A 24,764-nucleotide genomic window follows, 5' to 3' on the forward strand; every position below is an offset into this window, starting at 1 on the left:
CAAGCCTGGCGCGCAGGCATTCTTCCAGGGCTTCGAGATCATTGACGAAGCCGTCGCCCCCGGCCTCGCTCTCCGCACGTGGAGCGCACGCAGGTGCGCAGCGATCCGAGGCGCTACGGTTCGCGCAGCGTTTTGGGACGGCCCCCGCGGGCCATCTGGCGCAGGGCGCGTAACCGGTCGAGATCCTGATCGGTACGGCCCGCGAGCTCCCGCCAGATCTGCAGCAGTGTGGCCAGATCGGAGAGCCGGGCGCCTGTGAGTGCGTCGACGGGGAGATCGCGTTCGAGGTAGGCCATATCTGTCTCGGGGATCACGGCCACGCTTTCCAGGGCCGCGATCCCATCCGCGAAGGCACGGGTCTGGCCGCTGCCAAAGACGGCCTCGGAAAGGTGAGCCCCGAGCGCCTGAGACAACGCGTGATGGGCGCGCAGGTACGTCGTGGGGCCCGGCCGCTCGACAAAGGCTTCGACGCTCGGCAGACAAGCCTCACGCCCCGGGGGCGGGAGCAGCCGAAGGACCTTCACCGCATGAGCATGCAGGCGGCAGGCGAGTCGATCCTGGGCCAGCCCCGGGTTCATCGCGACGCTACGGTGGTGATGGGAACCAGCAAAACCTCGATGCGGCGGTTCAGACGGCGGCCCGCATCGTCGGCGTTCGACGCGCGCGGATGGTGCTCGCCGAAGCCTGCCGCCACCACACGATCGGCGGGCACCCCCGCCGCCATCAGCACCCGCGTGACGGCGAGCGCCCGGGCGGTGGAGAGATCCCAGTTGCTGGCAAATCGCCCCGGGCGAATGGGCTTGTCATCGGTGTGGCCTCCGATGAGGGCCATCTGGTTCGGCTCGGCCTCGAGCAGGCGGGCGAGGGCCTCACCCATCTGCTGCATCAACTGCTCGCCTTCGGGGCGCAGAGCGTCCGCCCCGGAATCGAAGAGCACCTCACCCTGCAGGATCACCTTGTCGCCTTCGATGTCCACCACCCCCCGTGGGGCCAGCGCCCGCAGCCGGCGCTCGATGCGGGCCTTCTCTTCCTTGAGGTGAGTGAGTGCCGCATCGGCGGCGCGGAGGCGGCTGACCAAGCGATGTTGCGCCACGAGTGCGATCAACATCAGCAGCACCACCGCCGCCAACACCAGGGTAACCGCATCGACGAAGGGCGGCCAAACGTTGACGGGGAACAGGCGGCGGCGCGACAGGCCGGCTCTCACGAGCGTGCCTCCTGGATCTCCGATGCCTCTGGCTCGCGCGACAGCCGCACCAGGCTGGCCAGCCGTTCGAGCCCATCGCCCACACGTTCGAGTTCCGCCAGCACCATGGCCGAGCCGTGGGTGGCGTCGCTCTGGGCGGCCAGCAGCGCCACCTCGTGGGTCATGCGTTCGAGTTCCGTGGTCAGCGCTGCGAGCCGGGGTCCGAGCGGAGCCAGGGTGCCGTCGAAGGCCTTGGCCGCGTCCACTAGGCGCTCGGCGGCTTGATTGAGCCGCTCGCCGCTCTTCACCGTCGTTTCGCCGAGTCCAGCGACCACCTGCGCGGTGGCGTCGGCCAGGGCCTCGGCGTGCTGGCGGGCGGTCTGCGCCAGGCTTTCCATCGCCTCTCGACCACTCTCTGAGAGGCGGGAGGCCGCCTGGGTCAGGCTCTCGCCGTGAGCTGTGGCGGCGTCCGCCAAGGCTGCGACCGCCTGCGCCTCGCTGCGGGCTACCTGCGCGGCCGCCTCCGCCAGGAAAGCGCCTTGCTTCGTCGCCAGTCCGGTCAAGGTCTCCACGACCTGCCGTTCACTGTGCGCCACCTGCGCGGCCGTCTCGTGGAGGGCCTCGGTTTGGCGTGAGGCGGCCTCGGCCAAAGCTTGTACGGCGCGCTCTTCACTGCGCGCCACTTGCGTGACCGCTCGTGCCAGCGCTTCGCTGACATGAGTCGTGGTCTGAGCCAGGATCTCAGCGTGCGCGTGCGCGGCCCGTGCCAAGGCCTCCGAGGTCTCGGCCGAGGCGCCCTGCGCAACCTCGGAGATCCGTGTGGCCATGGCTGCCATCGCCTCCACGTTCGAGGCAAGGGCTTGCTGCACGTCCTGGCGCCCGGCGGCCTCCCGGGCGAAGAGGGGAGACAAGGTCGCACCGAGGGCCGCCGTGGAGGCCTCCACGGCATGCGCCGTTTCCACCATCACAGTGGCAGCCGTCTCTCCCAGGGTCTTCGCCACAGCCTGCTTCTGGCTTTCGAGACGCTCCGTGAGACGTGTGACGGCTTGGGTCATCTGCAGGAGCTGCTGTTGTGTGGCCTCGCTCAGCCGGTCGCTGACCTGTGCCGCCAGCGCGCTCACGCTGGTCTCGATCCCCGCGGCCGTCTTCGCCAGAGTGGCCGCGCTGCTCTCGCCGTAGGTGCTCACGGCGCGGCTGGTGGTTTCTGCGGCCCCTCCCAGCTTGGCCGCAAGCTCGACGAAACGTTGTTCCTGCGTGCGGTTCAGGGTCAGCGTGGCTTCACTCAGGGACTCAGCGACCGCCTTGGCGATCTGGGTCTCCATGTGCGTGAGCGCGGCCACCGTGCGCTCGGCGGCATCTTCGGTACGGGGCCAAAGCGCCGGAACCAGGTGGTGATGGGTCAGGTCTTCCAGGGTGGCAAGCGCCTGCTCCTCGTGCAGCACCAGATCGCCCTGCGCCAGCGAGAGCGCCAACGTCACCACGATGGCCACCAAGCTGGCACCGAAGGTCACATGCAGGCCCGCCAACGGCGCAGCCAGGAGACTCAGGGTGTGGTTTGCGCTTTCCTCGGACAAAAGAGGCGCCACTTTGCCCAGGGTCTCCATGAGGCCGGCGAACGTACCCACGAGGCCCACGAGAACGGTGGTGGCGACCAGATAGCGCCCAAGGTACGCGCGGCTGGCTTCCTGTGCCGCCGTGGCTTCGGCCAGGGCCCCGAGGTCCGGCCGAGCTCCCGCCGCCTTGATCGCCTCGAGCCGGGCGCGCCGGCCCTCGAGCAGGCTTCCACCGGGCGGGGAGGCTGCGAGCTGGACGAGCTCCTCGTGAATGCGCCGGCGGGCGAACGCCAGGCTCGCCATGCCCACTACGGTGATGATGCCCAAGGTGGCCACGGCCAAAACACCCAAGACCAACCCGGCTCGAAGATAGGTGGTCCAGGCCAGCCCGGAGGCCACGAGCCCAACAGCCGCGAGTAGCCCTGACAGCCCCCAACGCACACGGCTGAGCGACAGCTGGGCCGCCCATCGGACCACGCGACGTTTCATGCCCACCTCCGCGCAAGTTCAGCCAGGGCAGGGCCCACGTCGAGGAAGGGGCGGCCGCCCGGCAGCAGGAGCTCGTCTGAGCCTGTTTCGGACGTGCCCGGCTCGCCCTCCACCTGACGGGTACGCACCCGGATCAGCGCAGGCAGGCGGCTCTCGAGCAGGGTCACCACGGCCAGGGCGGTCCGCAGGGCCCACAGGGCCTCGGTGGCCAGGGCCACGACGTCAGGGGTTCCCTTGCGGACCGCCCGACGGAGTTCGTCGCGCGCTTGCAACAGTGCGTCGCGGGTCTCCTCGTCGATGAGTGCCATGGATCCTGTGCGTTCCCAGGCCCGGGTCGCCAGGGAGAGCGCCTGGGGAAGCCGCGCGTCCACCTGGGACGCCATGCGGACGAGCAGCTCACGAACCTGACGGCGGATCGCTTCGGGCGTTGGCCCGAACGGAAGCTCCGCCTCGGGCTCGGCCACCACGCGCCCCCGCCATGGACCCTCGCTGCGACGGGGCAGAGGGGGCAGTGCGGGCGTGCGGGCGGGTGTTCCCGGCAGGGCGGTCACCATGCGTAGTAGATCGAGGAGCGGTCGGGTGCGAATGAGGGCACGCACGTTAGGGGTGAAGGTTCCGCCCTGTCAACCCGTTGTGGGCGTGAAAGGAATAACGGAGCAGTTACCCGGCTTTGTCGGCCCGCCAGCGGGAGCCCGAGACGCCTCAAGGGACGCAGGCGCCGAATACGTTGTAATCGGGGTTGGTCAACCTTTCGCAGGTTCTGCCCTGCGCGCAGGTTCCCGGGGCGTTGAGCCGGCAGAGGGGACGACAGCTGGAAACGCCTCCCATCGTGATGCAAGCCAGCCCCGGGAGACACGAGCTGCTGTCGGTGCACGGGGCGCCATCACCCTTGGTTCGCTCGGGCGCCACGCAGTCGCAGTCGGTCACCTCTCCGGGGTACACGAAGCAACGGAGGCCCGTTGCGCAGCCCACCTTTGCCTCGCCAAGGGGATCGCAAGGCTGGGAACAGATCCGAACGCCCGTCGGGCGGGGGGGATCCGCACAGATGATCTCCGTAAAGCAACTGCCCCCCGTGGGGCAGTCGAGGTCCATGTCGCAAAAACGGCGGCATACACGAACGCCACAGGTGTCCGAAAAGCACTGTGAACCGGGGGCGCACTCTCCGGAGCTGCAGAGCTCACCGGGCTGCTTGGCGCCGGCCGCCACACACTGCGACGCCGGGTCCCCGTTGGTCTTGCACGAGACGCCACACGTGGCGTTCGTCCCACAGGCGTTGGCCGAAGCCGGCGTGCACGTGAGGTCTGGAAAGACGTTGGTGGCATCGGGGCTTGCCCCGTCGGCCGCGCCCGCGTCGGTTTCGGCGGGCGGCAACTTGCCCTTTTCGACGAGGACCGTCGTGAAGGCCTCGCGGCCAGGCGCGATCTTCACGATGCCTTCGCCGTATCCCAGCACGGTCCCGCTGCCATCGAGTGCCGCAGCCCCAAGGACAGCGTTTCCCGTGAGGGCATCGGAGAAGCTGACCGACAGCGTGACCTCACGGGTGGGCAGGAGGTCGAAGGTTGGTGAGGGCCGCGAGGCGTAGGTCAGGGTATCGGAGAGCAGGCCCGTGCTGAGCTCCAGGCGCACCGCCGCGACACCGGGGATGGTCTGACCGGCCGCAGGCAGCAGCCTGACCACCACGAAGGATTTTCCCTCCGTACAGGCCGACAGGAAGCCCAAAAGCAGCGAGAACGCCAGCACGAGGCCGCCGAGCCGCCTTGCTGGTGCTCCGCGACGACGCGAAGCGCCGAGTGCCACTTCAGTTGCGGAACGCACGCATGTCTCCCAGGTCGGTTGCAGGTGCAGACTCGGAGCCTCCCGCCACGAGCACGATGGCCACGGTGGTGACCACCACGCCCGCCACGGCCCCCCAGAACCACCACGTTTTCACGACGGAGCGGTCACCCTCGTTTGCAGGACGGTCAAGGCTGACACCGGGCTCGGGTGGCCGCGGGGACAGGTCCAGTGGCTTTGGGTCAGGCGCGCCGTGGGGCGTGGCTTCCTGCCCAGGAACGACGACTTGCAACGGAGCCAGCGCGCCGGTCTCCGCAGCGGCGGGGGGCTCGACAGACGGTGCGGCGAAAACGGGCGCCCCTAGGGTCACGAGACCCAGGCACAAGGCGCCCCACAAGAACACTTGACGCATGATTCACCTCGACGCCCGCCCCCGGGGGCCGAGCGCTTTACTCTTGGACGCGCTCCCACGTGGCCGATTCAAGGTTCCACACGAAATTGTCCTTGTTGAAGGTCAATTTCACCTCGCTCTCGGCGCGACTTCCGTCGGGTTGGTAGTTCACGAAGATGCCCTCGTAGGCGTTCTCCGTGCCCTCGACGGGGCGCAGCTTGAACATCTCGAGGTTGGCCGGCAGCCCGACGAGCTGGGACAGGATCTTTCCTTCGTCCACCAGGACGCCTACCACACCGCCGCTTTGCACCTTGAACTGCACCACGCGGGAATCCATTCGGCCCGAAATGACGACCAGCTTGTACTTGGCGCCGTCGAGTTCCTCCCTCGGCAGTGGCACCGCAGGGGCACTCGCGCAAGCGGCGACGAAGCTTGCGCAGAGGGAAAAGGCAGCCAGGACCCGAAACGCTCGTTGTGCGATGTTCTGCATGTTTTCCCCCTACACCGGTAAGGCAACCGGGGTCAAGAGGGACGCGCTGCGCGATTCCCTCCGACCCCGGTCCGTCCGGCGTGGCCGGCGCCTAGTCGTAGTACTCGTTCCCGAGGTGGGTAATGAGATCTTCACCGCGGAGGTGCCGAAGCGTGTTCTTCAGCTTCATGAGCTGGATGAAGATGTCGTGCTCGGGGTAGAGCCCCTCGGGCGTTTGCGGCGACTTCCAATAGAAGGAGAGCCACTCCTGGATCCCCTTCATCCCCGAACGATGCGCCAGATCGAGGAAGAGGGCCAGATCGAGGACCACCGGTGCTGCGAGGATCGAGTCGCGGCAGAGGAAGTTCACCTTGATCTGCATCTGGTACCCCATCCATCCGAAGATGTCGATGTTGTCCCAGCCTTCCTTGTTGTCGCCGCGCGGAGGGTAGTAGTTGATGCGAACGACGTGGTCCAGCTTGCCGTAAAGATCCGGGTAGAGGTGCGGCTGCAGGATGTAGTCGAGCACGCCCGTCTTCGAGACCTCTTTGCTCTTGAACGACTCGGGGTCGTCCAGCACTTCACCGTCTCGGTTGCCGAGGATGTTGGTGGAGTACCACCCCTCGACCCCCAGCAGGCGGGCCTTGAAGCCCGGAGCCAGGAGGGTCTTTAGGAAGGTCTGGCCGGTCTTGAAGTCCTTGCCCGTAATCGGAAGCCCCTTTTCCTTGGCCAGTTCGACCAGGGCGGGGGTGTCCAAGGTCAGGTTGGGCGAGCCATTGGCGTAAGGAACGCCCGACTTGAGCGCCGCGTAAGCGTAGATCTGGGAGGGCGCGATCTCGGGATCGCTCTCGGCCAGACCCTTCTCAAAGGTAGCCAAGGTGCGGTGGCAAGCTGCGGGCTCGCGGTAGACCTCGGTCGAGCCACACCACACCATGACCAAACGGTCGCATCCGTTGGTCTTTCGGAAGGTCTCGATGTCGGCGATCACCTGCGCGGCAAGATCGGCCTTTGACGTGCCGGTCTTCATGTGGGTCGCCGTCAGGCGCTTGACGTACTCCTGCTCGAACACCGCAGGCATGGGCTTGATCTCCGAGAGGAAGTCCTTGACCTGCCCCAGATGTTCTTTGTTGAGCACACCCGCGTGCGCTGCAGCTTCGTAGGCATTGTCGGGGAAAAGATCCCAGCCACCGAACACCAAGTCGTCGAGAGAGGCCAAGGGAACGAAGTCCTTGATGGCGGGCGTCCGGTTGTCGGTGCGCTTGCCCAGCCGAATCGTTCCCATCTGAGTCAGTGAGCCAATTGGCTTCGCCAAGCCTCGTCGCGTGGCTTCCACGCCTGCCATGAAGGTCGTGGCAACGGCCCCCATGCCCGGCATCAGGATACCCAGCTTGCCTTTGGCGGGGCGGATGTCGACTGGAGCTGCAGAATTCGTCAGCGGCATTTCTTTTCCTTGTTCCTTCGTTCTCAATGACTCGTCGATGTCGAAGGTGTTGAAGATTCAACACGTCGAGCTTACGCCCGGGCCTTATAGCAAAATTCGAGCCAAGTGGCTGCTTCTGGGCACCTCCGGCGCCTTACCGATGCCGAGGGGGAGTTATCGGTTTCAGGGATGAGGGTAAGTTCTCGCGAAAATGTCGCCTCCGCGCGTCCGCGGAGGGGCCCTCGGGGTCCCGCAGGAGCTTGGCGCAGAGCGCGCAGAAGCGCTTGGCAGACAAGGGAAATGTGGTAAAAAGCTGACCCTTCAAACACCACACGTCGGGCGAGGCCATCGGGCGTGCCGGGTTTTCACCCGGTTCCGCATGGCCAATGACCCCGACGGAGGCACAACGCGAAAGGCAGAACGATGGAAACGACTGAGAACACCGCCGGTGGAGCCGCGCCGAATCCGATGGCTTCGATCGACAACCCGATTACGCTGCGCGAGCTGATGGAAGCCGGCGTTCACTTTGGTCACCAGACACGCCGCTGGAACCCGAAGATGAAGCCCTACATCTTCGGTGCCCGCAACGGCATCCACATCGTGGACCTTCAGTATTCGGTCAAGGCGTTCCGCCGCGCCTTCACCTTCCTGGTGAACACCGTGGCTTCCGGCAAGCCGGTACTCTTCGTGGGCACGAAGAAGCAAGCACAAGACATCATCCGGGAGCAGGCCCAGCGCTGTGGCCAGTTCTACGTCACGAACCGTTGGTTGGGTGGAACCCTCACCAACTTCCAAACGGTGAAGGGCTCGATCGAGCGCCTCAGGTCTATCGATAAGATGGCCACCGACGGAACCTTCGAGCGCATCACGAAGAAGGAGACCATTCAGCTCACGCGCGAAAAAGAGAAGCTCGAGCGTGCTCTGGGTGGCATCAAGGACATGGGCGATTTGCCCGGCGCGGTTTTCATCGTGGACGTCGTGCGGGAGCACATCGCCGTGGACGAGGCGCGCAAGCTGGAGATTCCGCTCGTGGGCGTGGTCGACACGAACTGCGACCCCGACGTCATCGACTACGCCATCCCTGGCAACGACGACGCCATTCGCTCGATCAAGCTGTTCGCCACGAAGGTCGCCGACGCGTGCATGTTGGGGCAAAAGCTGGCCCGCGAGCGCGCCGTGCGTGCTCAAACGGTACAGCCCTCCGACGACGGCCAGACGATCCGCGTGTCTTCGGGTGGCGAAGGTCCAAAGGTGGAGATCGTGTCCCGCCGCCGTACCGACTTGCCGGCTCCCGAAGCGGCTGCGTCCCCCGAGGGCGACGGCTCGGGCGGCACCGAGTAATCTCGCGCGCGCACGGTCCCGCGGCACCTCCTGCCCGCGGGGCTCGAGCGCCTGTCCTGCGGAGCCCCGGGGCGTTCGATACGAGCGCCCCGGCGGTGAACCGCTCGCATCAGATCCCCATTTCGATTCCCGATAGATCTCTGAAGGGAGAATTCCCATGGCCGAAGTTACCGCATCGATGATCAAGGACCTGCGTGAGCGCACCGGCGCCGGCATGTCGGACTGCAAAAAGGCACTCGTGGAGTGCGACGCCGACATGGAAAAAGCGATCGACTACCTGCGCCGCAAGGGCATCGCCAGCGCGGCAAAGAAAGCCGGGCGCATCGCCTCCGAAGGGGGCGCGTTCACCTATCTACACGGAAGCCGCATCGGCGTTCTTCTCGAGGTGAACTGCGAAACCGACTTCGTAGGTCGCGGCGACGATTTCCAAAACTTCGGCCGCGAGGTCTGCATGCAGATCGCTGCCATGCACCCGAGCTACGTGAGTCCCGAAGATGTGCCGGCCGAGGCGCTCGAGCGCGAGAAGGCCGTCCGAACCGAGGCGGCCAAGACCAGCGGCAAGCCCGAAGCGGTGTGGGCCAAGATCGTCGAGGGCCAGATCCAAAAGTGGTACAAGGACATCTGCTTGCTCGAGCAGGTTTGGGTCAAGGATCCCGATGGAAAGAAGACCATTCGTGATCTCCAAACCGAGCTGACTGCCAAGACGGGCGAGAACTGCCGCGTGCGCCGCTTCGTGCGCTTCGAGGTGGGAGAGGGCCTGGAGAAGCGGTCGGACGACTTCGTCGAAGAAGTCAAGCGTCAGGCCGGTCAGGCCTGAGTCGCTCCCAAAAGGGACAGGGCAAGCAGCCAGGACCAGCAGCCAGGACCAGCCAAGGAACGCACGCGGTGGGTAACGAAACGGATCTCGAAGGTTCATCGAACGTCGACCCATCGTCGGAGCCGAAGCTTCCGAAGCGGGGCCTGCCGCGCTTGCCCGATCCCGACCACAGAGGCCCACCTCTGGTCAAGGGCGTCAAATACCGTCGTGTCCTGCTGAAGCTTTCGGGCGAGGCCCTGATGGGCAACACCGGATACGGCATCGACCCCGAAATTCTTGGCCAGATGGCAGACGAGGTGATCGACGTCCACAGCTTGGGCGTCGAGGTCGCTCTGGTCATCGGAGGCGGCAACATCTTCCGCGGTGTCGCTGCCAGCTCGGTGGGCATGGACCGCGCCCACGCCGACTACATGGGCATGCTGGCCACGGTCATCAACTCGTTGGCGCTGCAGGACGCGCTCGAGCAAAGAGGCCTGAAGACACGGGTCATGAGCGCCCTCGAGATGGAGCGGGTCGCAGAGCCCTACATTCGCCGGCGTGCCATTCGGCACCTGGAGAAGGGGCGTCTCGTGATCTTTGCGGCAGGGACAGGCAATCCGTACTTCTCGACGGATACGGCGGCGGCTCTGCGTGCGATGGAAATCGGCGCGCAGATCGTCATGAAGGCAACGAGGGTCGACGGGGTCTACGACAAAGACCCGAAGAAGCACGCTGACGCTCGCATGTTTCAACGGCTGACTTATCTCGAGGTGTTGAACCGCAACCTCGCCGTGATGGACTCGACGGCCATCTCTCTTTGCCGGGACAACAATTTGCCGATCCTGGTGTTCAACATGACCAAGCCCGGGAACATTCGACGCGCCGTTCTGGGCGAGCCCCTGGGTACGAAAGTGGTGGAGGAACGCGCCAACATGGGTTCCGAAACCACCCCTGAGCCAACCACGGGAGAGGAGTCAAAAGACGATGATCAATGACGTTGTCAAGGAGCTGGAAGGTTCGCTGCACAAGGGGATCGAAAGTCTCAAGAAAGAGTTGACCAAGGTCCGTACGGGCCGCGCCAACACCGCCATCCTCGACGGGGTGAAGGTCGACTACTACGGAACGCCCACCCCCCTCAACCAGGTGGCGTCGATGACCGTGCCCGATGCACGCCTCATCACGATCAAGCCCTGGGAGAAGTCGCTGATCCCGGAAATCGAGAAGTCGATCCGCGCGGCGCAGCTGGGGCTGAACCCGAACTCGGACGGTGAAGTCGTGCGCGTGCCCATGCCGCCGCTCACTGAGGAACGCCGCAAGGACCTCGTGAAAGTCGTCCGCAAGATGGGCGAGGAGGCCAAGGTAGCCCTGCGAGGAGCGCGTCGCGACTCGAACGAGATGCTCAAGGAAGCTCTGAAGGACAAAGCCATCAGCGAAGACGACGAGAAGGCCGGACTCAAGCGCGTTCAGGACGCCACGGACAAGCACGTCGCGCTCGTCGATGAAATCCTGGCGAAAAAAGAAGCGGAGATCATGGAAATCTGAGCCCAGCGCCGGGAGCCGGCCTGCCTTTACACGACCGGGCTGGCGCCCAGGTCGTTTGTAGGGGCCGAGTTGACTCCGGGCCCTCGCAAGGAGGGGGAGCCCCGAGGTGGGCTCCCGATGGGCGTCGCGTTACAGCGCCGGTTCGGGAGCGCCGCCATCGGTTACGGCTGCGGTGACGCCGTCGAGCGCTGCGGCCGCATAGGTGACCTTGGCAACGTCGACCTGGTTCAAGGTCCATCGGATCGTGGTGCCGTCTCCCGCCAAAAGAGGTACGGGGCTAAAGAGATAGTAGGTCTTGAGGCCGGGCCGTTCGGGGGGCGTGCCCTGAGATTTCTTCCCCGGCGAGCCGCTGAGAATCAAAATCTTCTCGCCTGGCTGCAGCACGAACCCAGGATCGATCTGGCCAAGGACGGAGCCGCGTTTTCCTCGAGGCGCCACGATGACGTTCAGGCCGGCTGTGTTCACCGGGCTGCTGCCGTGGTTGGCCAAAACGAACCATTCTTCGTTGACCTTTTTCCGTTCCGAGGTGGCGTGGACTTCTTCGAAGACGAGGGGCATGGAACCTGTCTATAGTCCATAAGGCTGGCTGGACTCAACAGTCTGACGACACCATGGTTACCACGAGCCTCCGAATCCTCTACGCGGACACCGATCAGATGGGGGTGGTGTATCACGGCAACTACCTCCGTTTTTTCGAGCAGGGGCGGGCGGAATTCTTGCGGGACGCCGGAGAGCCCTACGCCGAGGCCGAGCGCGTCTACGGCATGCGCCTCCCGGTGGTGGAGGCGCTCGTAACCTACAAGGCACCCGCTCACTACGATGAGATCGTTTCGATCCATACCCGTTTGGTCGCCCTCGGGCGCGCGTCGTTGCGTTTCGCCTACGAGGTGACCCGGGGCGAAACGGTGCTGGCCCTCGGACACACGGCCCATGCGTGCGTCGACATGCAGGGCAAGGTACAAAAGCTCCCCACGTCGTTTGCGCAGCGGCTATCTTGCTGTTTCGAGGCGTGACCCCACGCGCCGCGACTGAACTTCGACCGAGCAGAAAGTGAGCCATGCCCAAGTTCAACGTCGAGATCCCGCATAGCCTGGACCCTGCCGAAGCCAAAACGCGGCTCGAGCGGGCGCAGAGCAAACTCGAAGACGAGTACGGCGCCAAATGTGCCTGGACCGGCAACGACGTGATGACAGTGACCCGCAAAGGGCTCGATGCCTCCGTGAGGATCGGAGCCGACCGTTTGTTCGTCGACGTGTCCATCGGCTTACTGCTGACCCCGATGATGGGTCCCATTCGCGACGGCATCACCGCCCGTCTGACGAAGCTCGTGAACGAGGCGGCCTGAGCCCCCGCCGGCTTCGGATACACCGGCTCGGGGGGCTTCAATTCCCGTTTTTACGGGTCAGCCGGCGCAGCCTTGCGACGGCCTCTTGCAACTCGACCGAGGTACATCCGGGACGCCCGCTCACCACCACGAACGCCGGAGGGCGCGTGCCTTCGGCATCCTGACCAAGTGGTTCGTCGAGGGGCGCCGGGCCAAGCCCGGGGAGGAGATCGTCCATGAGCCCCACGGCGTCCGTAGCCACCACGATAGGCGCCCGCTTGGCCTCTTCGCCCCTCTCCGGCGAGAGCAGCCCCAGGGTCTCGAGCACGCGGAGGCGGGCTGGGGCGTAGGCTCTCACGAGCAGTGCCCCCGAGAATTCCTCGAGCAGTTGGTCCCGCTCGCGGGGGCTCGGGAAGTGCCAGGGAGTTCCGCCATGCGAGATCGCAAGGACGGCTTGTCGCCGGTCGGCCACCTGGGCCAAGCGTTCGAGAGCAAAACGGCCCGCGTCGAGCAAGCGCTCCGCTCTGTCCGTCCGCTCCTGTCGCGCGGAGCGCAGCAGGGCGCGCGCCGCGGGATGGGCATGGCCCTCCGGATCGAAACGTCTCTCCGCGTAGGCCCGGGCAAAGAGAGGCCAGGGCGCCTTCAGTGCAAGCGGGATGGCGTCGAGTAAGGCCCAGGCCGCGCCTGCGGAGCCCGCCACGGCGAGGACTTCGTCAGCCGAACGGATGGCGGCGAGACGTTCCTCGGCGTCGTCGGGTGACGCCCAGTGAGGCAAGCGCTTTCCCTGTCCGAGCGGCCCCTGCGCCTGCGGCAACTCGAGGCCGGAAAGAGGCAGGCCCTCGGCGGCCAACGCACTCACCCACGCGGTGAGCGCTTCCCCCGCAGGGCCGGCGTGAAGAAACCCGCCGTCGGCGCCCGCTTGGGCCAGAAGCCGGGCCCAGGATGCAGGGGCCCCAGCGCTCGAGCGGACCAGGTTCGTACTGCCGAGAATGCGGCTTTCCGAGGAGGAGAGGGGCGAGGCGGGCATTGCGATGAGTCCTTGGCGGTCGAAGGGTCGACGGTCCGCTCCGGATCTCGGTGCGCGGCCGTGAGCGGGAGCATATCCGATGGTTCCGCGGCGACGCCCGTTCACACTTTCCCGCGACCAGCGCAAATCACCGCTTTCATGGAGGTTCTTGCCATGCGATAAAAGCGCCCGGAGGCTTTTCGGCCGGTCGTGGATGCGTGGTCCGGGATCGCCGCCGTGAGGCCGCCACGGCCCCCGGGCCCCTTCGCCATTCCGGAGACTCACATGCCAGGTTTTTCTTCGCGTTCCGCCTGTCGCCTTTCCACCCTGCTGGCCTCTCTCGGGGCTTCCCTTTGTGGGGCTTTCCTTTGGGCGGCGGCGTTCGAGGTGAAATCCGCCCACGCCCAGGACCTGGCCACCGCTCCGGTGGACTTGCAGGTCTTCCGGCCGGCGGTCGACAGCAAGGGCTTTACCACCCTGAACGCCTCCCAGATCCTCGCCCCGGGAGACTTCTCCTTCGGGCTGGTGATGACGTGGGCCCGGCAGCCGCTTTTTTTCGAGGGTTCCGGCGAGCGCACCTTCAAGGTCCAAAACCTCGTGACGCCCACGTTGCTCGGAGCGGTGGGTATCTTCAGCCAGAACCAAGTGGGCCTTCAGCTGGGCTTGACCCTGCCGCTTGGCATCATGTCGGGCCGGGCCACGCCCATCGACCCAAGAGACCCTGAGACAGCCAACGACGACGAGCAGTTCAAGTTCGACGGCCAGGGGCTCGGCGATTTGGGCATCCACCCGAAGCTGCGCCTCTCGAACGCCAGTCGCAACAAAGTGGGCCTGGCCGTGATCCCGACGGTGATCGTTCCCACAGGAAACAAAGATCGGTTCCTCGGCGAGGGCCAACTCATCCTCCAACCCACGGTGGCGGTCGACACCGAATTCGGAAAAGCAGGCCGCTTTCGCATCGGGATCAACGCTGGGGCCCGCATCCGGACGAAGGAAAACGCGGTCTTCGTCGACAACCCCGCCACCTTCTCGCATCAGGTCATGGGGATGAACGAGAACACCGGCCACGGCATTCGTCTACGCAACGAGCTCTTGGGTGGCTTGGGCATGTCGTTCGCCGTGGTTCCCGAGCAGTTCGACATCGTGGGCGAGGTGTATGGCCAGTATGGCCTCAACGCGAAAAAGCTCGAGGGCACCGACGAAAAGACCCTTCCGCCCCTCGCTGAGGCCGTGGCGGGGATCAAGCTGTACATGGCACGCAATTCGTTCTTCGAGGCGGGGGCGGGCTGGGGCTTCCTCAAGTCCTACGGCGCCGCCGAACGAGGCCGCATCTACGTCGGGTTCATCTTCGAGCCCTCGATCGGCGACCGGGATCGGGATGGCTACAAGGACGACGTCGACCAATGTCCCGACGATCCCGAAGATTTCGACGACTTCGAGGACCTCGACGGCTGCCCAGACCCTGACAACGACCAGGATGGCATTCTGGACGACGACGATTCTTGCCCGAACGATCCTGAGACCCGCAACGGCTACAAGGACGAGGATGGCTGTCCTGACGACCTCAACAGCGACCGGGACGGGGATGGCATTCCCGACGACGACGACCAGTGCCCTGACGATCCCGAGGACAAGGATGGCTTCGAGGACGAGGACGGCTGCCCCGAACCCGATAACGATCGCGACGGCATCCTGGACGTTGACGATCTCTGTCCCAATGACCCCGAAGACAAGGATGGCTTCGAGGATGTCGACGGTTGCCCCGACCCGGACAACGATCACGACAGAATCCTGGACAAGGATGACCACTGTCCGAACGAGCCCGAAACCTACAACGGAACGGATGACGACGACGGCTGCCCGGACAAGGGCAAGGTCATCGTACGCAAGGGCAAACTGGAGATTCTCGACAAGATCTATTTCGAGACCGACAGCGACGTGATCAAGTCGATCTCCTTCCCGCTCATCGATGCCATTGCCGCCACGATGAACGGCAACCCCCAGATCGAGCTCATCGAGATCCAGGGGCATGCAGACGAGCGGGGGGCAGACGACCATAACCTCGACCTGACCGAACGCCGGGCCGCTTCGGTGAAGCGGGCTCTCGAAGAGCGAAACGTGGACGGACTTCGCCTCTCCTCGCACGGTTACGGCGAGACGAAGCCCATTTGCCGGGAACACAACGAGGGCTGCTGGAGCCAGAACCGGCGGGTGGAGTTCGTCATTCTCAAGCGCTCCGACGAGTACCGGTTGCAGGGGACCGAGGGGCAGTAGAGGGGACGTCTGAGCCGAGAGCCGCCCTCCCGGGGGCGGCTCGCTGCGTCTGTAAGCTCGTTCACGAAGAGGGCATCCGGAGTTGGAGGCCCACCGGTGGACCCGGAGCGCTCAGGTGCGGGTTGCTGGTAGGACTTGGTGGGAGCGACACCCCCAAATCTAGCCAGAAACCCTTTAATTTCAGGTGGGAACCTTGACGGAGAAGGCTTCTCAGCTAGAAATCGCGAGCGTCAGCGGCGCGGGTTCCGGCAGTGCCAAAGGTCTTGTCTCAGCTCCCCAGGGAGAAAATTGACGAGGTCAGGGACCGGACCAACATTTCGGAGGTCATCGGGCGGCATGTCGAGCTCAAGCGTGCGGGAACGGGCAGCTGGATGGGGTTGTGCCCTTTCCACGCCGAAAAGTCCCCGTCGTTTCATGTCAACGAGCAGCGTCAGTACTTCTACTGCTTCGGGTGCGGGGCCAAAGGCGACGTGTTCACGTTTCTGCAACAGGTAGAACACCAGTCGTTCCCGGAGGTCTTGCGCGATCTCGCCCAGAGCGCCGGCGTCGAGCTTCCCGAAGACCGAATGTCTCCCTCCGAGCGCCGGGCTTTGGCGGAAGCGGAGACAGAGCGGAGCCGCATGTTCCGCGTGGTCGAGCTGGCCGTCGCTTTCTTCGAGACCCAGCTACAGACGCCCGAGGCTGCCCCGGCGCGGGCGTACCTTCAAAGTCGAGGCCTCTCGCCCGAAACCGCCGCACGCTTCCGGGTGGGGTTTGCGCCCGGGCGCTGGAACGCGCTCACGGAGCATTTGATGCAGGCTCATGTGCCCGTCGAAGTGGCGGAGCGCCTGGGACTCCTCGGGCGTAACGAGCGGGGCACTTACGACTTTTTCCGTGATCGGGTCATGCTCCCCGTGCTCGACAGACAGAAGCGGCCGGTGGGGTTTTCGTCGCGGCTGATGGACCCGGAAGCGAAGGAGCGAAAGTATGTGAACTCGCCCGATTCGCCGCTCTTCCACAAAAAGGAGCAGCTCTACGGGCTTCACGCCGCCCTCGAAGGCATGCGGAAAACCGAAACCGCCGTACTGGTGGAAGGAAACTTCGATGTGATGTCCCTGCACGACGCAGGCATTACCAACGCCGTAGCCCCCATGGGCACGGCGCTCACGGCGGAGCAGGTGCAGATCGTGGGGAGGGTGGCCCGCAAGGTGGTCGTCGTGTTCGACGGCGACACCGCGGGTGAGCGCGCCGCGCGCCGGGCGTTGCCCCTGTTCCTCGAAGCGGACGTGGACGGGCGGGTGGCGCGGATGCCCGTTGGGATCGATCCGGACGACTTCATTCGGAGCCAGGGCAAAGAGGTAGGGGCCAAGGCCTTCGCCCGGCTGGTCGACAACGCCCGGCCCATGGTGGAGCAGTTCATCGACACCGTCGCCCTGGAAGCCGACAAATCTGTGCCAGGTCGGGTGGCGGCTCTCGAAGGGGCGGCCGAGGTGCTGGCGAAGGTGAAAAACCCGACGGCGCGCGAACTCTACGCAGGTCGATTGGCCGCAGCCCTCGAGGTGGACCCCTACCAGGTGGCGCGGGCGCTGCGTGGGGCCGTGCAAGCCGGTCGCCGTTCCGGCGCACGGCCGGAAGCGGCCGGGGCACCTCAGGCGATCCCCGCCCGCAAGCCGCCCCGCAAGGCTTCACCCCTCGAACTCGAGATCCTGGCCCTGCTGGTCAACCGCCCCGATCTGGCCGTCTCTGCGGCCGCCGAGCGGGCAGTGACTCTGTTTACCGACGCCGGCGTTCAGGCCTACGCCCGCCGGGCTCTCGACAGCGTAAGGGCGGAGGGCCGCTTGGATGTGCCTGCCTGGCTGGACGCGGGGGACGAGGAGATCCGTGACGCAGTGGCCAAGATCGTGACGGAAGGCGTGCGCTACCGCTCCATGGAGCGGGCTGACCACGCACTCTCCGAAATGTTGGTCAAGCTTGAACTCGTGCACCTCGACGCCGAAGTCGCTATGGTTGCACGTCAACTCGAGGCCGCCCTGTCGCGGGGCGACGAGACCACGGGCCAATCTTTGACCCTGAAGCAGTTCGAACTCATCCGAAAAAAGCAATCGCTCCAAGAGGCTCACCTACGGCACTGAGATGACCATGATCGACATGCTCGACGACGACGCAGACGATATGACCGACGACGCTGGCGACGCGGACCTGGCGGCGGCTGCTGCCAGCAAGCCGGGGCGAAAAAAGCGCACGGGGCCGGAGGGGGCCGACGGGGATGTGGAGCGAAAGAAGCGCGAACTCATCACGATGGGCAAGGCGAAGGGCTACCTCACCTACGAGGAAGTCAACGACCACATGCCGGAAAGCATCGTCTCCTCGGACCAGATCGATGACTGGTTGAGCGCCCTCGGCGGAGAGGGGATCGAGATCGTCGAGAACTCGTCGTCCTCGATGAAGGTGGGGGATCGCGGCCTCTCCGAAGAAGAAAACGAGTCCGACGGCGAAGCCCGAGAAGAAGCCGAGGAGGACGAAGAGTACTCGAAGAGCAACGACCCGGTACGCATGTACCTTCGGAAGATGGGCTCGGTGTCTCTGCTCACCCGCGAGGGCGAGGTGGAGATCGCCAAGCGCATCGAGGACGGCGAGCGCCGGGTCCTGCAGGTCGTGTTGAACTCCCCCGTTGCGATCAACGAGATCATCGACCTCGCGGAGAAGCTCCGCAAGCAGAAGATCAGAGTCAAAGAGGTCGTGAAGGACGCTGATGAAGAGTCCGAAGACTTCGACGAGCAGTTTCACATCGAGCGTGTCTGCAAGGTCATCGACAAGGTCAAGCGCCACCAGCGGGAGATTGAAAAGCTCTTCGAGAAGGATGCCGACGGCAAACCGCCGACCGACGCGGTCAAGAAAAAGCTCAAAGGGCAGGTCGACAAGCACAAGCAGGAGATGTTCGAGGCTTTGCACGACCTGCGCCTGAACAAAAAGCAGATCGACCGCATCGTCAGCGTGCTCAAGAGCTACGTAGGTCGTATCGAGACGGCGAACCGCGAGGTGGGCGAGTGCGAGAGGCGCTCGGGCATGCCCCTCAGGGATCTCAAAAAGACCCTCAAAGAGCAGCGCACGTCCGATGTGCGCAAGAAGGCCGTGGCCAAAAAGCTGGGCCTCCGTGCGGAAGAGCTCGAGGACATGGCGCGCGTCATCATGAACGCGCAGAAGAAGGTCAAGACGGTCGAAGAGGAGACCGGCCTTCAGGAAGACGTCCTACGCGACACTGTCCGCGAGATCGAAGACGGTGAGCGGCAAGCCGAGCTGGCCAAGGCCGAGCTCGTCGAGGCCAACCTCCGTTTGGTGGTCTCCATCGCCAAGAAGTACACAAACCGCGGCTTGCAGTTCCTGGACCTCATCCAGGAAGGCAACATCGGCCTCATGAAAGCGGTGGACAAGTTCGAGTACAAGCGCGGCTACAAGTTTTCGACTTATGCCACGTGGTGGATTCGCCAAGCCATCACCCGCGCCATCGCCGATCAGGCCCGCACCATACGTATTCCGGTGCACATGATCGAGACCATCAACAAGCTCATCCGCACGAGCCGCTACCTCGTGCAAGAGCTTGGCCGCGAGCCCACGCCGGAAGAGATTGCGGACAAGATGGAGCTTCCGATCGACAAGGTTCGGAAAGTCCTCAAGATCGCGAAAGAGCCGATCTCTCTCGAGACCCCAATCGGAGAAGAAGAAGACTCGCACCTCGGCGACTTCATCGAGGACAAGAGCGTCATTTCTCCTTCCGACGCGGTCATCTCGATGAACCTGGCGGAGCAAACCCGACGCGTCCTTGCCACGCTGACCCCACGCGAGGAGAAGGTACTTCGGATGCGATTCGGTATCGGAGAAAAGAGCGACCACACCTTGGAAGAGGTGGGCCAGGACTTCGAGGTGACGCGGGAGCGCATACGGCAGATCGAGGCCAAGGCGCTGCGAAAGCTTCGTCATCCCTCGCGGAGCAAGCGGCTCAAGAGCTTCATGGAGGGCTGAGGTCCCTTCGCCCGAGTCCGCGGCTCCCGGGCCGTGTGCGCGGCGCGAGGCGGAAGACGGCCTGGACTTCGCGCGGAGACGAGGGTGCAGCGACGCTTCACGATCACGGTAGCCGGCGAGTCCTACGTCGTGGGGGTGCAGACCGCTGGCGAGACGGCCTTCGAGGTCACGGTGGGGCAGGCACCACCCGTTCGGGTGGAGCGCAGGGCGCGGGGACCAGGCCACAGTGCCTGGCACTGGTACGAGGAGCTCCAACCGGTCTGCGCCCGCGTGAGCGGCACGGGGGCCGATCTGCAGGTTGGCTTACGAGGCTTGGCGGTGGTCGCGCAGGTGGCAGACGGGCGAAAGTCGCTCCTCGCGAGTTTGGGCCTGGGGGAGGCGAGGGGATCCACGGGGCCCCTCGAGATCCGCACCCAGATGCCTGGGCGCGTGGTCAAGGTCCTCGTCAGCCCAGGCATGGTCGTCAGCCAGGGCCAGCCGCTGGTGGTGGTGGAGGCCATGAAGATGGAGAACGAGCTCAAGGCGCCCCGGGAGGCCCGCGTGACCCAGGTTGCGGTGACGGAGGGAGCTGCGGTGGAGGCAGGCGCTCGACTCCTCGTTCTCGAGTGACGAGGGCGACGCGGTGCCCTAGGCCGAAACAGATTCGGGACGCGTCAGCGCCGCGATGACGGACGCGCGCAACTCCGAAAATGACGGAGGGTTGTCGAGCGACGCGAGGGCTCCCAGGCTATTGCCTCGCCGCCGGCTCGCGGTCGAGTGCCCGAGTGCGATGAGCGGCACGGGGCGCTGCCCGTCACGGATGCGTCCAACGACGTCCTCGCCCTCGATCCAGTCCAAGTTCACGAGCGCCAAGTCGAAGAGGGCGTCGTCCTGCGGGTAGTAGGCGTCGTCCACATCCACCACCTTGCAGGCCACGATGGCGGCCATGTGACGCTTGAGCACGGCGCGTGCACGATCTTGTCCGGGTCCAAGCGCCAAGAGGACCTTCAGGCCGGAGAACTTCGACGCCATGTCGTCGATTAGCACGCCGTAGCTCTCCTCCGGCGTCTCCACCGAAATGCCCATGCCCGGCGGCTCACCCGGGGATGCTTGGTTGGGCCCTCGCACCCACGCAACCACCCCCGAAAGCTCGATGGTCTGCTCCTTTGGGGTGAGCAGCTTGAGATCGATACGGTCTCCCTGAGGGAGGGGGGTTTCCGTTTCGATGAAGAGTCCTCCGTGGGATAGATTCACCGAGTAAGAGACGAGAAAGGCGCCTGCCGAGCGATACCGGATCTCCAGCGCCACCCGGATGCGTTCGCTACGACGTGCGTGTTGCTTTTCGTCAGGTTGGGTCATGAGGGCAGGATGCGCCCGAGGATGCGATCCAACTCATCGAGAGAGTGATAGAAAATCTCAAGGTGCCCCGTGCCAGGACCACTTTCCACCACCCGCACCCGGGTGGCCAAAGACCGCTGGAGCCGCTCGGTCAAGTCTCGGGCCGCGGCCGATTGGCGGGCCGGGGCCACGGGGGGCGGTACCACCACGGGCCTGTCGGAGCCTGTGCGTGCCTTCTTGACCAGGGCCTCGACGGCCCGTACCGACAAGTTGCGGGCTACCGTTTGGCGTGCCAGCTGTTCCATGGCGGGTGGCGAATCCAAGCCAAGCAAGGCGCGGGCATGGCCCATGGAAAGTCGGTTGTCCACCACCATGGCCTGCACTTTGTCGGGCAGCTTGAGCAGGCGTAGCGCGTTCGCCACCGTACTGCGGTCTTTGCCCACCCGCCCACCCAGGGCGTCTTGCGTGTAGCCGAACTCGCTGATTAGCCGATCCAGGCCGCGCGCCTCTTCGATCGGGTTCAGATCTTCGCGCTGCAGATTCTCGACCAAGGCCGCCTCGGCGGCCTCGGTGTCAGAGAGATCCCGGACGACCACAGGCACTTCGTGAAGACCCGCCCGCCCTGCGGCCCGCCAGCGCCGCTCGCCGGCCACGATCTCGAACCCGCCTTCGGGTCTAGGACGGGCAAGCAGCGGCTGGATGATGCCCTGGGCGCGGATCGAGGCGGCAAGTTCGTCGAGCCGCTCATCGTCGAACGTCTTTCTTGGTTGGGTACGGCCGGGGTGAAGGTTTTCGATAGGCACCAAGCGCAATCCCTCCCGGGCGGCCTCGGGGCTCGCGGGAGCGGATGCTCCCAAGGTCTCTTCCCTCGTTGTGGCGCCGGCCTGCGGGATCAAGGCGGCCAGGCCTCGCCCTAAAGCCTTGCGCTTTCCAGGGTTCATGCGGAGCGCTCCTCGACGGCAGCGGCATGGGCCTCGCGTCTGTCGTACCGCCCCAGGAACTCGCGGGCTGCCTCGAGGTAGCTCTTGGCCCCCTTCGAGGCGACGTCGTAGAGCAAGATGGGTTTTCCGAACGAGGGCGCCTCCGAAAGCCGAACATTGCGGGGAATCGTGGACTCGTAAACGACGCCACCAAAATGGCGCCGCACCTCTTCCGTCACCTGCTCGGTGAGGTTTTGGCGTGTATCCACCATGCACAGGAGGATGCCTTCGATCGCGAGTCCCGGGTTGAGGGCTCGGCCCACCAGGTCGATCGTATTTTTCAGGTCGGAAAGACCCTCGAGGGCGTAGTACTCGCACTGGAGTGGCACCAGGACGCCGTCCGCGGCGCATAGGGCGTTGAGCGTGAGCAGGCCGAGGGAGGGGGGGGTGTCGATGAAGACGTAGTCGTAGCGGCTGGCCAGCTGGCGTAAGGGCTTCCGCAGCCGCTGCTCTCGGCCCTCACTGCCAACCAGTTCGATCTCGGCGCCCGAGAGATTTTGGTTGGCGGGCAGCAACTCCAAGAACGAAAGCTCGGTCTTCAGCACGACGTCCTCGATGGCGGCGTCGCCCAGCAGCACGTCGTAAACACTCGTTTGCACGGCGTTTTTCGGATGGCCGAGACCGGACGTGGCGTTGCCCTGCGGATCCATGTCCACGAGCAGAACCCGTTTTTCGGCCGCCGCCAAGGATGCAGCCAAGTTCACGGCGGAGGTCGTTTTACCGACCCCCCCTTTTTGATTCGCGACGGCGATGACCCGACCCATGTTGGGGCGAACGGTCCTAACACTTTCCAGACCCCTTCATCAACAAATCCAACTGCGAATCGCCCGAGGTCGCGAAACACAACCCCCAAGCGCCTCGCCGAGGCGCCAAAGTGCTCGAAAAAGTTGACGGATCCTTGGGCTTGTATACCTTGTATTACATGTAGTCTTAAGTCTCACTCTCGTCGGACAGACGGAGAGGGACTGCCACCCGCCACAGGAGACGCACGCCATGCGAAATCACGAGATGGGAATGTTCGATAGCTTCGAGGACTTCGAGCGCTCAGAGCTGCGACAGCTCGAAGCCGCCTACCTCGACGAAATGACCGACGCCTTTTTCGAGGATGAAGTCTCGGACAGCCTCAAGGCCGTCGCGAGCTGGGACGTGGACGACTAGCCCTGCGCGCTCAGAAGGCTTGAGTCGGAACGTTCGGGCGGGCACGCCGCAACACCTGCTGTCCGACCCCGAAGCTGAGTACCAAATCGCCTTCTCGTGCTTCGCCCTCGTAGCTATCGAGCTGCCTCTGGCCGTCATCGCAGGGGCCGCCCTCGAGCACCTCGAAGGTTTGCTCGCTGATGACGAAGCGCGGTCCCGAGACAACGCCTCGAACTTCGTAGCGGGTCACGCTCCGGAAATCGAGGGCGTTGTTGCACCGATAGAGGCGTCCATCGGTGGAGCGCTGTTCGACGAAGCGATCGTAGAAGCCTACCAGCTCCCTGCCCTCCTGGACGAGGTGCCACTCTTCTCTCTCCCGTTTTGCGTCGCCGTTGGGCAAAGCCGCTTGTTGCTCCCAAACCCAGTGGCCGTGGAGCTCGGCGGGGCCGGACAGAGTGGCGTGGTGAGGTCCGACCAACGACAGGCTCGTCAGGGCCGGTACCCGCTCCGTAGCCCGGGGATCGAGAGGCGTTGCTGCCGCTGTCTGTCGCCGCACCAAGCGCCTCAAGGGACCTCGCGCCGTCGAGACCAACGCGTCGCCGTCGAGACGGCCCTCGAACGCGGAGCGATCGCGGGGCGGGGGCTGGCAGGGGCCGTCCACATGAGGTGCCTTGTCTTCACGGAGCTCGAGATGATCACCGCGCCGACGACCGACCACCTCGCTCGTGAGCCAGGCCGTTAGTTTCGTTCGGCCGCTGCAAAGATAGGGACGTCCGTCGCCCGATGTCAGGGTGATTTCGACGAAGAGCACGCCCCGGACTTGTTCGCCATTCTGCTGCAGGCGCCAGGTATGCCGTTCCACCTGCCGATCGGGCGTACCCCGTTCGGTGCTGGTGAGCGCCTGCTCGAAGCTTCCTTCCCAGGTGCCGGAGACGTCGCCCACAGGCGGAACCTGCCTGACCGTGCCCGGCCGTTGGTGCCCGCAGGCACTCAAGAGCAGGAGGGGCACTACGAGGCGCCCGAGCGGCGAGTTGGCGGAACGTCCCGGATGAAGCATGAGGGTGTCAGCCTGTCACGAGGCCCGTTGGCTCAAGGGTTGTTCGCCTGTGTCGCGGCCTCGCGGCGACGGGCCTCCGCCTCCTCGAGCGGACGGTACTTCAAGAGAAGCCGGTCGAGCTCGGCGTGAACCTCCGGGTCAGACTCGTACCTGTACACGGTGTGCACCTTGTCCATGAGCACATCGTTATTGCGGTCCATCGCCTCCACCGCCCGGAGAGCCGCGAGCCGCACACGCTTGTCGGAGTCCGGCAACAACACGGAGACGGTGTAATGAGCGACGGGGCCCCCCTCGTTGCGCAGCCGCTCGATGAGCGCCAGCTTTCGTTCGGGGTCTGTTTCCGTTTGCAGCGTGAGTTCGAGCCGGTCGCGAGGAATCTTGGCGACGGACTCTGTCGCGCTTGCTTCCCGGGGGGCCTCCGCAGCGGGGGCGGTCGGGCTCGCGACGCGTGCCGGGGCCGGGGGGGCGAGCGAGGGGGGGGCAATGGGCTCGCGGGGTGCGTCGGGCTCTGGCTCCGGCGCCAAAGCTTCGAGGGGAGGAGGCTCGACCGCGGGGCGAGGGCGGGGGGACACCTGCCGCATTACCAGGAAGAGCCCTGTACCCGCCGTCACCAACGTCAAAGCGACCGCGATCTTCACCAGGGGTGAGGACGGTCGCGTATCCGAACCTCGAGCAGGGGCAGATGGCATTTCCTGTCTCTTTGCTTACTG

Annotated in this window: 26 protein-coding genes; 11 read left to right on the top strand and 15 right to left on the bottom strand. The window is 65.0% G+C overall.

The genetic code is table 11. The features are described from left to right. Nucleotides 1–113: 113 nt before the first annotated feature. From KA712_18135 to KA712_18170, 8 genes are all read right to left on the bottom strand, one after another. Nucleotides 114–578 carry a hypothetical protein gene (locus KA712_18135; GenBank protein MCG5054888.1) on the bottom strand — a complete coding sequence of 155 codons (465 nt, stop codon included), beginning with the start codon at nt 576–578 and terminating at the stop codon, nt 114–116. Beyond that, nucleotides 575–1,207 (bottom strand): OmpA family protein, encoded by a 633-nt coding sequence (locus KA712_18140; protein MCG5054889.1) that lies wholly within the window; start codon nt 1,205–1,207, stop codon nt 575–577. Before KA712_18140 ends, KA712_18135 begins: the two co-directional genes overlap by 4 nt. Beyond that, complete coding sequence (locus KA712_18145; protein MCG5054890.1) at nt 1,204–3,228, bottom strand: hypothetical protein; 2,025 nt, start codon at nt 3,226–3,228, stop codon at nt 1,204–1,206. The genes KA712_18140 and KA712_18145 overlap by 4 nt, the downstream gene beginning before the upstream one ends. Then, nucleotides 3,225–3,827, bottom strand: coding sequence for a hypothetical protein (locus tag KA712_18150; protein MCG5054891.1), 603 nt, complete (start codon nt 3,825–3,827; stop codon nt 3,225–3,227). The genes KA712_18145 and KA712_18150 overlap by 4 nt, the downstream gene beginning before the upstream one ends. 103 nt (nt 3,828–3,930) lie before the next feature. Next, complete coding sequence (locus KA712_18155; protein ID MCG5054892.1) at nt 3,931–5,043, bottom strand: hypothetical protein; 1,113 nt, start codon at nt 5,041–5,043, stop codon at nt 3,931–3,933. After that, on the bottom strand, nt 5,027–5,413 hold the full coding sequence (locus tag KA712_18160; GenBank protein MCG5054893.1) for a hypothetical protein: 387 nt from the start codon (nt 5,411–5,413) through the stop codon (nt 5,027–5,029). The genes KA712_18155 and KA712_18160 overlap by 17 nt, the downstream gene beginning before the upstream one ends. A 37-nt stretch (nt 5,414–5,450) precedes the next feature. After that, nucleotides 5,451–5,882, bottom strand: a complete 432-nt coding sequence (locus KA712_18165) for a hypothetical protein (GenBank protein MCG5054894.1) — start codon at nt 5,880–5,882, stop codon at nt 5,451–5,453. Nucleotides 5,883–5,973: 91 nt separating this feature from the next. After that, the gene (locus tag KA712_18170) at nt 5,974–7,302 is read right to left on the bottom strand and encodes an inositol-3-phosphate synthase (protein MCG5054895.1); all 1,329 of its coding nucleotides are present in this window, start codon (nt 7,300–7,302) and stop codon (nt 5,974–5,976) included. A gap of 447 nt (nt 7,303–7,749) precedes the next feature. Between KA712_18170 and rpsB the strand changes: the two genes are divergently transcribed. The 4 genes from rpsB to frr all read left to right on the top strand — a co-directional run bounded on the left by rpsB (nt 7,750) and on the right by frr (nt 10,960). After that, nucleotides 7,750–8,622, top strand: coding sequence for a 30S ribosomal protein S2 (rpsB, locus tag KA712_18175; GenBank protein MCG5054896.1), 873 nt, complete (start codon nt 7,750–7,752; stop codon nt 8,620–8,622). A gap of 157 nt (nt 8,623–8,779) precedes the next feature. Continuing rightward, on the top strand, nt 8,780–9,439 hold the full coding sequence (gene tsf, locus KA712_18180; GenBank protein MCG5054897.1) for a translation elongation factor Ts: 660 nt from the start codon (nt 8,780–8,782) through the stop codon (nt 9,437–9,439). Between the two features lie 239 nt (nt 9,440–9,678). After that, nucleotides 9,679–10,413: a UMP kinase gene (gene pyrH, locus KA712_18185; GenBank protein ID MCG5054898.1), complete on the top strand. Its 735-nt coding sequence runs from the start codon at nt 9,679–9,681 to the stop codon at nt 10,411–10,413. After that, complete coding sequence (gene frr, locus KA712_18190) at nt 10,403–10,960, top strand: ribosome recycling factor (GenBank protein ID MCG5054899.1); 558 nt, start codon at nt 10,403–10,405, stop codon at nt 10,958–10,960. Before pyrH ends, frr begins: the two co-directional genes overlap by 11 nt. A 129-nt stretch (nt 10,961–11,089) precedes the next feature. Here the strand turns inward: frr and KA712_18195 are convergent, their stop codons facing one another. Beyond that, complete coding sequence (locus KA712_18195) at nt 11,090–11,518, bottom strand: lamin tail domain-containing protein (GenBank protein ID MCG5054900.1); 429 nt, start codon at nt 11,516–11,518, stop codon at nt 11,090–11,092. Between the two features lie 53 nt (nt 11,519–11,571). Here KA712_18195 and KA712_18200 point away from each other — a divergent pair, with 53 nt between their 5' ends. Then, complete coding sequence (locus tag KA712_18200) at nt 11,572–11,973, top strand: acyl-CoA thioesterase (protein MCG5054901.1); 402 nt, start codon at nt 11,572–11,574, stop codon at nt 11,971–11,973. Nucleotides 11,974–12,017: 44 nt separating this feature from the next. After that, nucleotides 12,018–12,305, top strand: coding sequence for a polyhydroxyalkanoic acid system family protein (locus KA712_18205; GenBank protein MCG5054902.1), 288 nt, complete (start codon nt 12,018–12,020; stop codon nt 12,303–12,305). Nucleotides 12,306–12,342: 37 nt separating this feature from the next. Here the strand turns inward: KA712_18205 and KA712_18210 are convergent, their stop codons facing one another. Continuing rightward, nucleotides 12,343–13,311, bottom strand: a complete 969-nt coding sequence (locus tag KA712_18210; GenBank protein ID MCG5054903.1) for a hypothetical protein — start codon at nt 13,309–13,311, stop codon at nt 12,343–12,345. 216 nt (nt 13,312–13,527) lie between these two features. Between KA712_18210 and KA712_18215 the strand changes: the two genes are divergently transcribed. From KA712_18215 to KA712_18230, 4 genes are all read left to right on the top strand, one after another. Further along, complete coding sequence (locus KA712_18215) at nt 13,528–15,564, top strand: OmpA family protein (protein MCG5054904.1); 2,037 nt, start codon at nt 13,528–13,530, stop codon at nt 15,562–15,564. 263 nt (nt 15,565–15,827) lie between these two features. Continuing rightward, entirely contained in the window at nt 15,828–17,675 is a 1,848-nt protein-coding gene (gene dnaG, locus KA712_18220; GenBank protein ID MCG5054905.1) for a DNA primase, read from the top strand. A 1-nt stretch (nt 17,676) separates the two neighbouring features. Next, nucleotides 17,677–19,563, top strand: a complete 1,887-nt coding sequence (gene rpoD, locus KA712_18225; protein MCG5054906.1) for an RNA polymerase sigma factor RpoD — start codon at nt 17,677–17,679, stop codon at nt 19,561–19,563. Nucleotides 19,564–19,980: 417 nt separating this feature from the next. Beyond that, nucleotides 19,981–20,172 carry a biotin/lipoyl-binding protein gene (locus KA712_18230; GenBank protein MCG5054907.1) on the top strand — a complete coding sequence of 64 codons (192 nt, stop codon included), beginning with the start codon at nt 19,981–19,983 and terminating at the stop codon, nt 20,170–20,172. Between the two features lie 18 nt (nt 20,173–20,190). On the opposite strand, the gene KA712_18235 is transcribed toward KA712_18230, so the two are convergent. Genes KA712_18235 through KA712_18245 form a run of 3 tightly spaced genes read right to left on the bottom strand, consistent with a single transcriptional unit; the run spans nt 20,191 to nt 22,624 of the window. Next, complete coding sequence (locus KA712_18235) at nt 20,191–20,901, bottom strand: TIGR02266 family protein (protein MCG5054908.1); 711 nt, start codon at nt 20,899–20,901, stop codon at nt 20,191–20,193. Beyond that, nucleotides 20,898–21,821, bottom strand: a complete 924-nt coding sequence (locus KA712_18240) for a ParB/RepB/Spo0J family partition protein (GenBank protein ID MCG5054909.1) — start codon at nt 21,819–21,821, stop codon at nt 20,898–20,900. Before KA712_18240 ends, KA712_18235 begins: the two co-directional genes overlap by 4 nt. Further along, complete coding sequence (locus KA712_18245) at nt 21,818–22,624, bottom strand: AAA family ATPase (GenBank protein MCG5054910.1); 807 nt, start codon at nt 22,622–22,624, stop codon at nt 21,818–21,820. The genes KA712_18240 and KA712_18245 overlap by 4 nt, the downstream gene beginning before the upstream one ends. 229 nt (nt 22,625–22,853) lie before the next feature. Here KA712_18245 and KA712_18250 point away from each other — a divergent pair, with 229 nt between their 5' ends. Continuing rightward, complete coding sequence (locus KA712_18250) at nt 22,854–23,018, top strand: hypothetical protein (GenBank protein MCG5054911.1); 165 nt, start codon at nt 22,854–22,856, stop codon at nt 23,016–23,018. A gap of 10 nt (nt 23,019–23,028) precedes the next feature. Here KA712_18250 and KA712_18255 read toward each other — a convergent pair whose 3' ends face one another. Then, nucleotides 23,029–24,054: a hypothetical protein gene (locus KA712_18255; GenBank protein ID MCG5054912.1), complete on the bottom strand. Its 1,026-nt coding sequence runs from the start codon at nt 24,052–24,054 to the stop codon at nt 23,029–23,031. A gap of 32 nt (nt 24,055–24,086) precedes the next feature. Next, nucleotides 24,087–24,743 (bottom strand): hypothetical protein, encoded by a 657-nt coding sequence (locus KA712_18260; protein ID MCG5054913.1) that lies wholly within the window; start codon nt 24,741–24,743, stop codon nt 24,087–24,089. Nucleotides 24,744–24,764: the final 21 nt, after the last annotated feature.

The organism is Myxococcales bacterium (genome assembly GCA_022184915.1).
Taxonomy (GTDB): Bacteria; Myxococcota_A; Polyangia; order Fen-1088; family Fen-1088; genus JAGTJU01.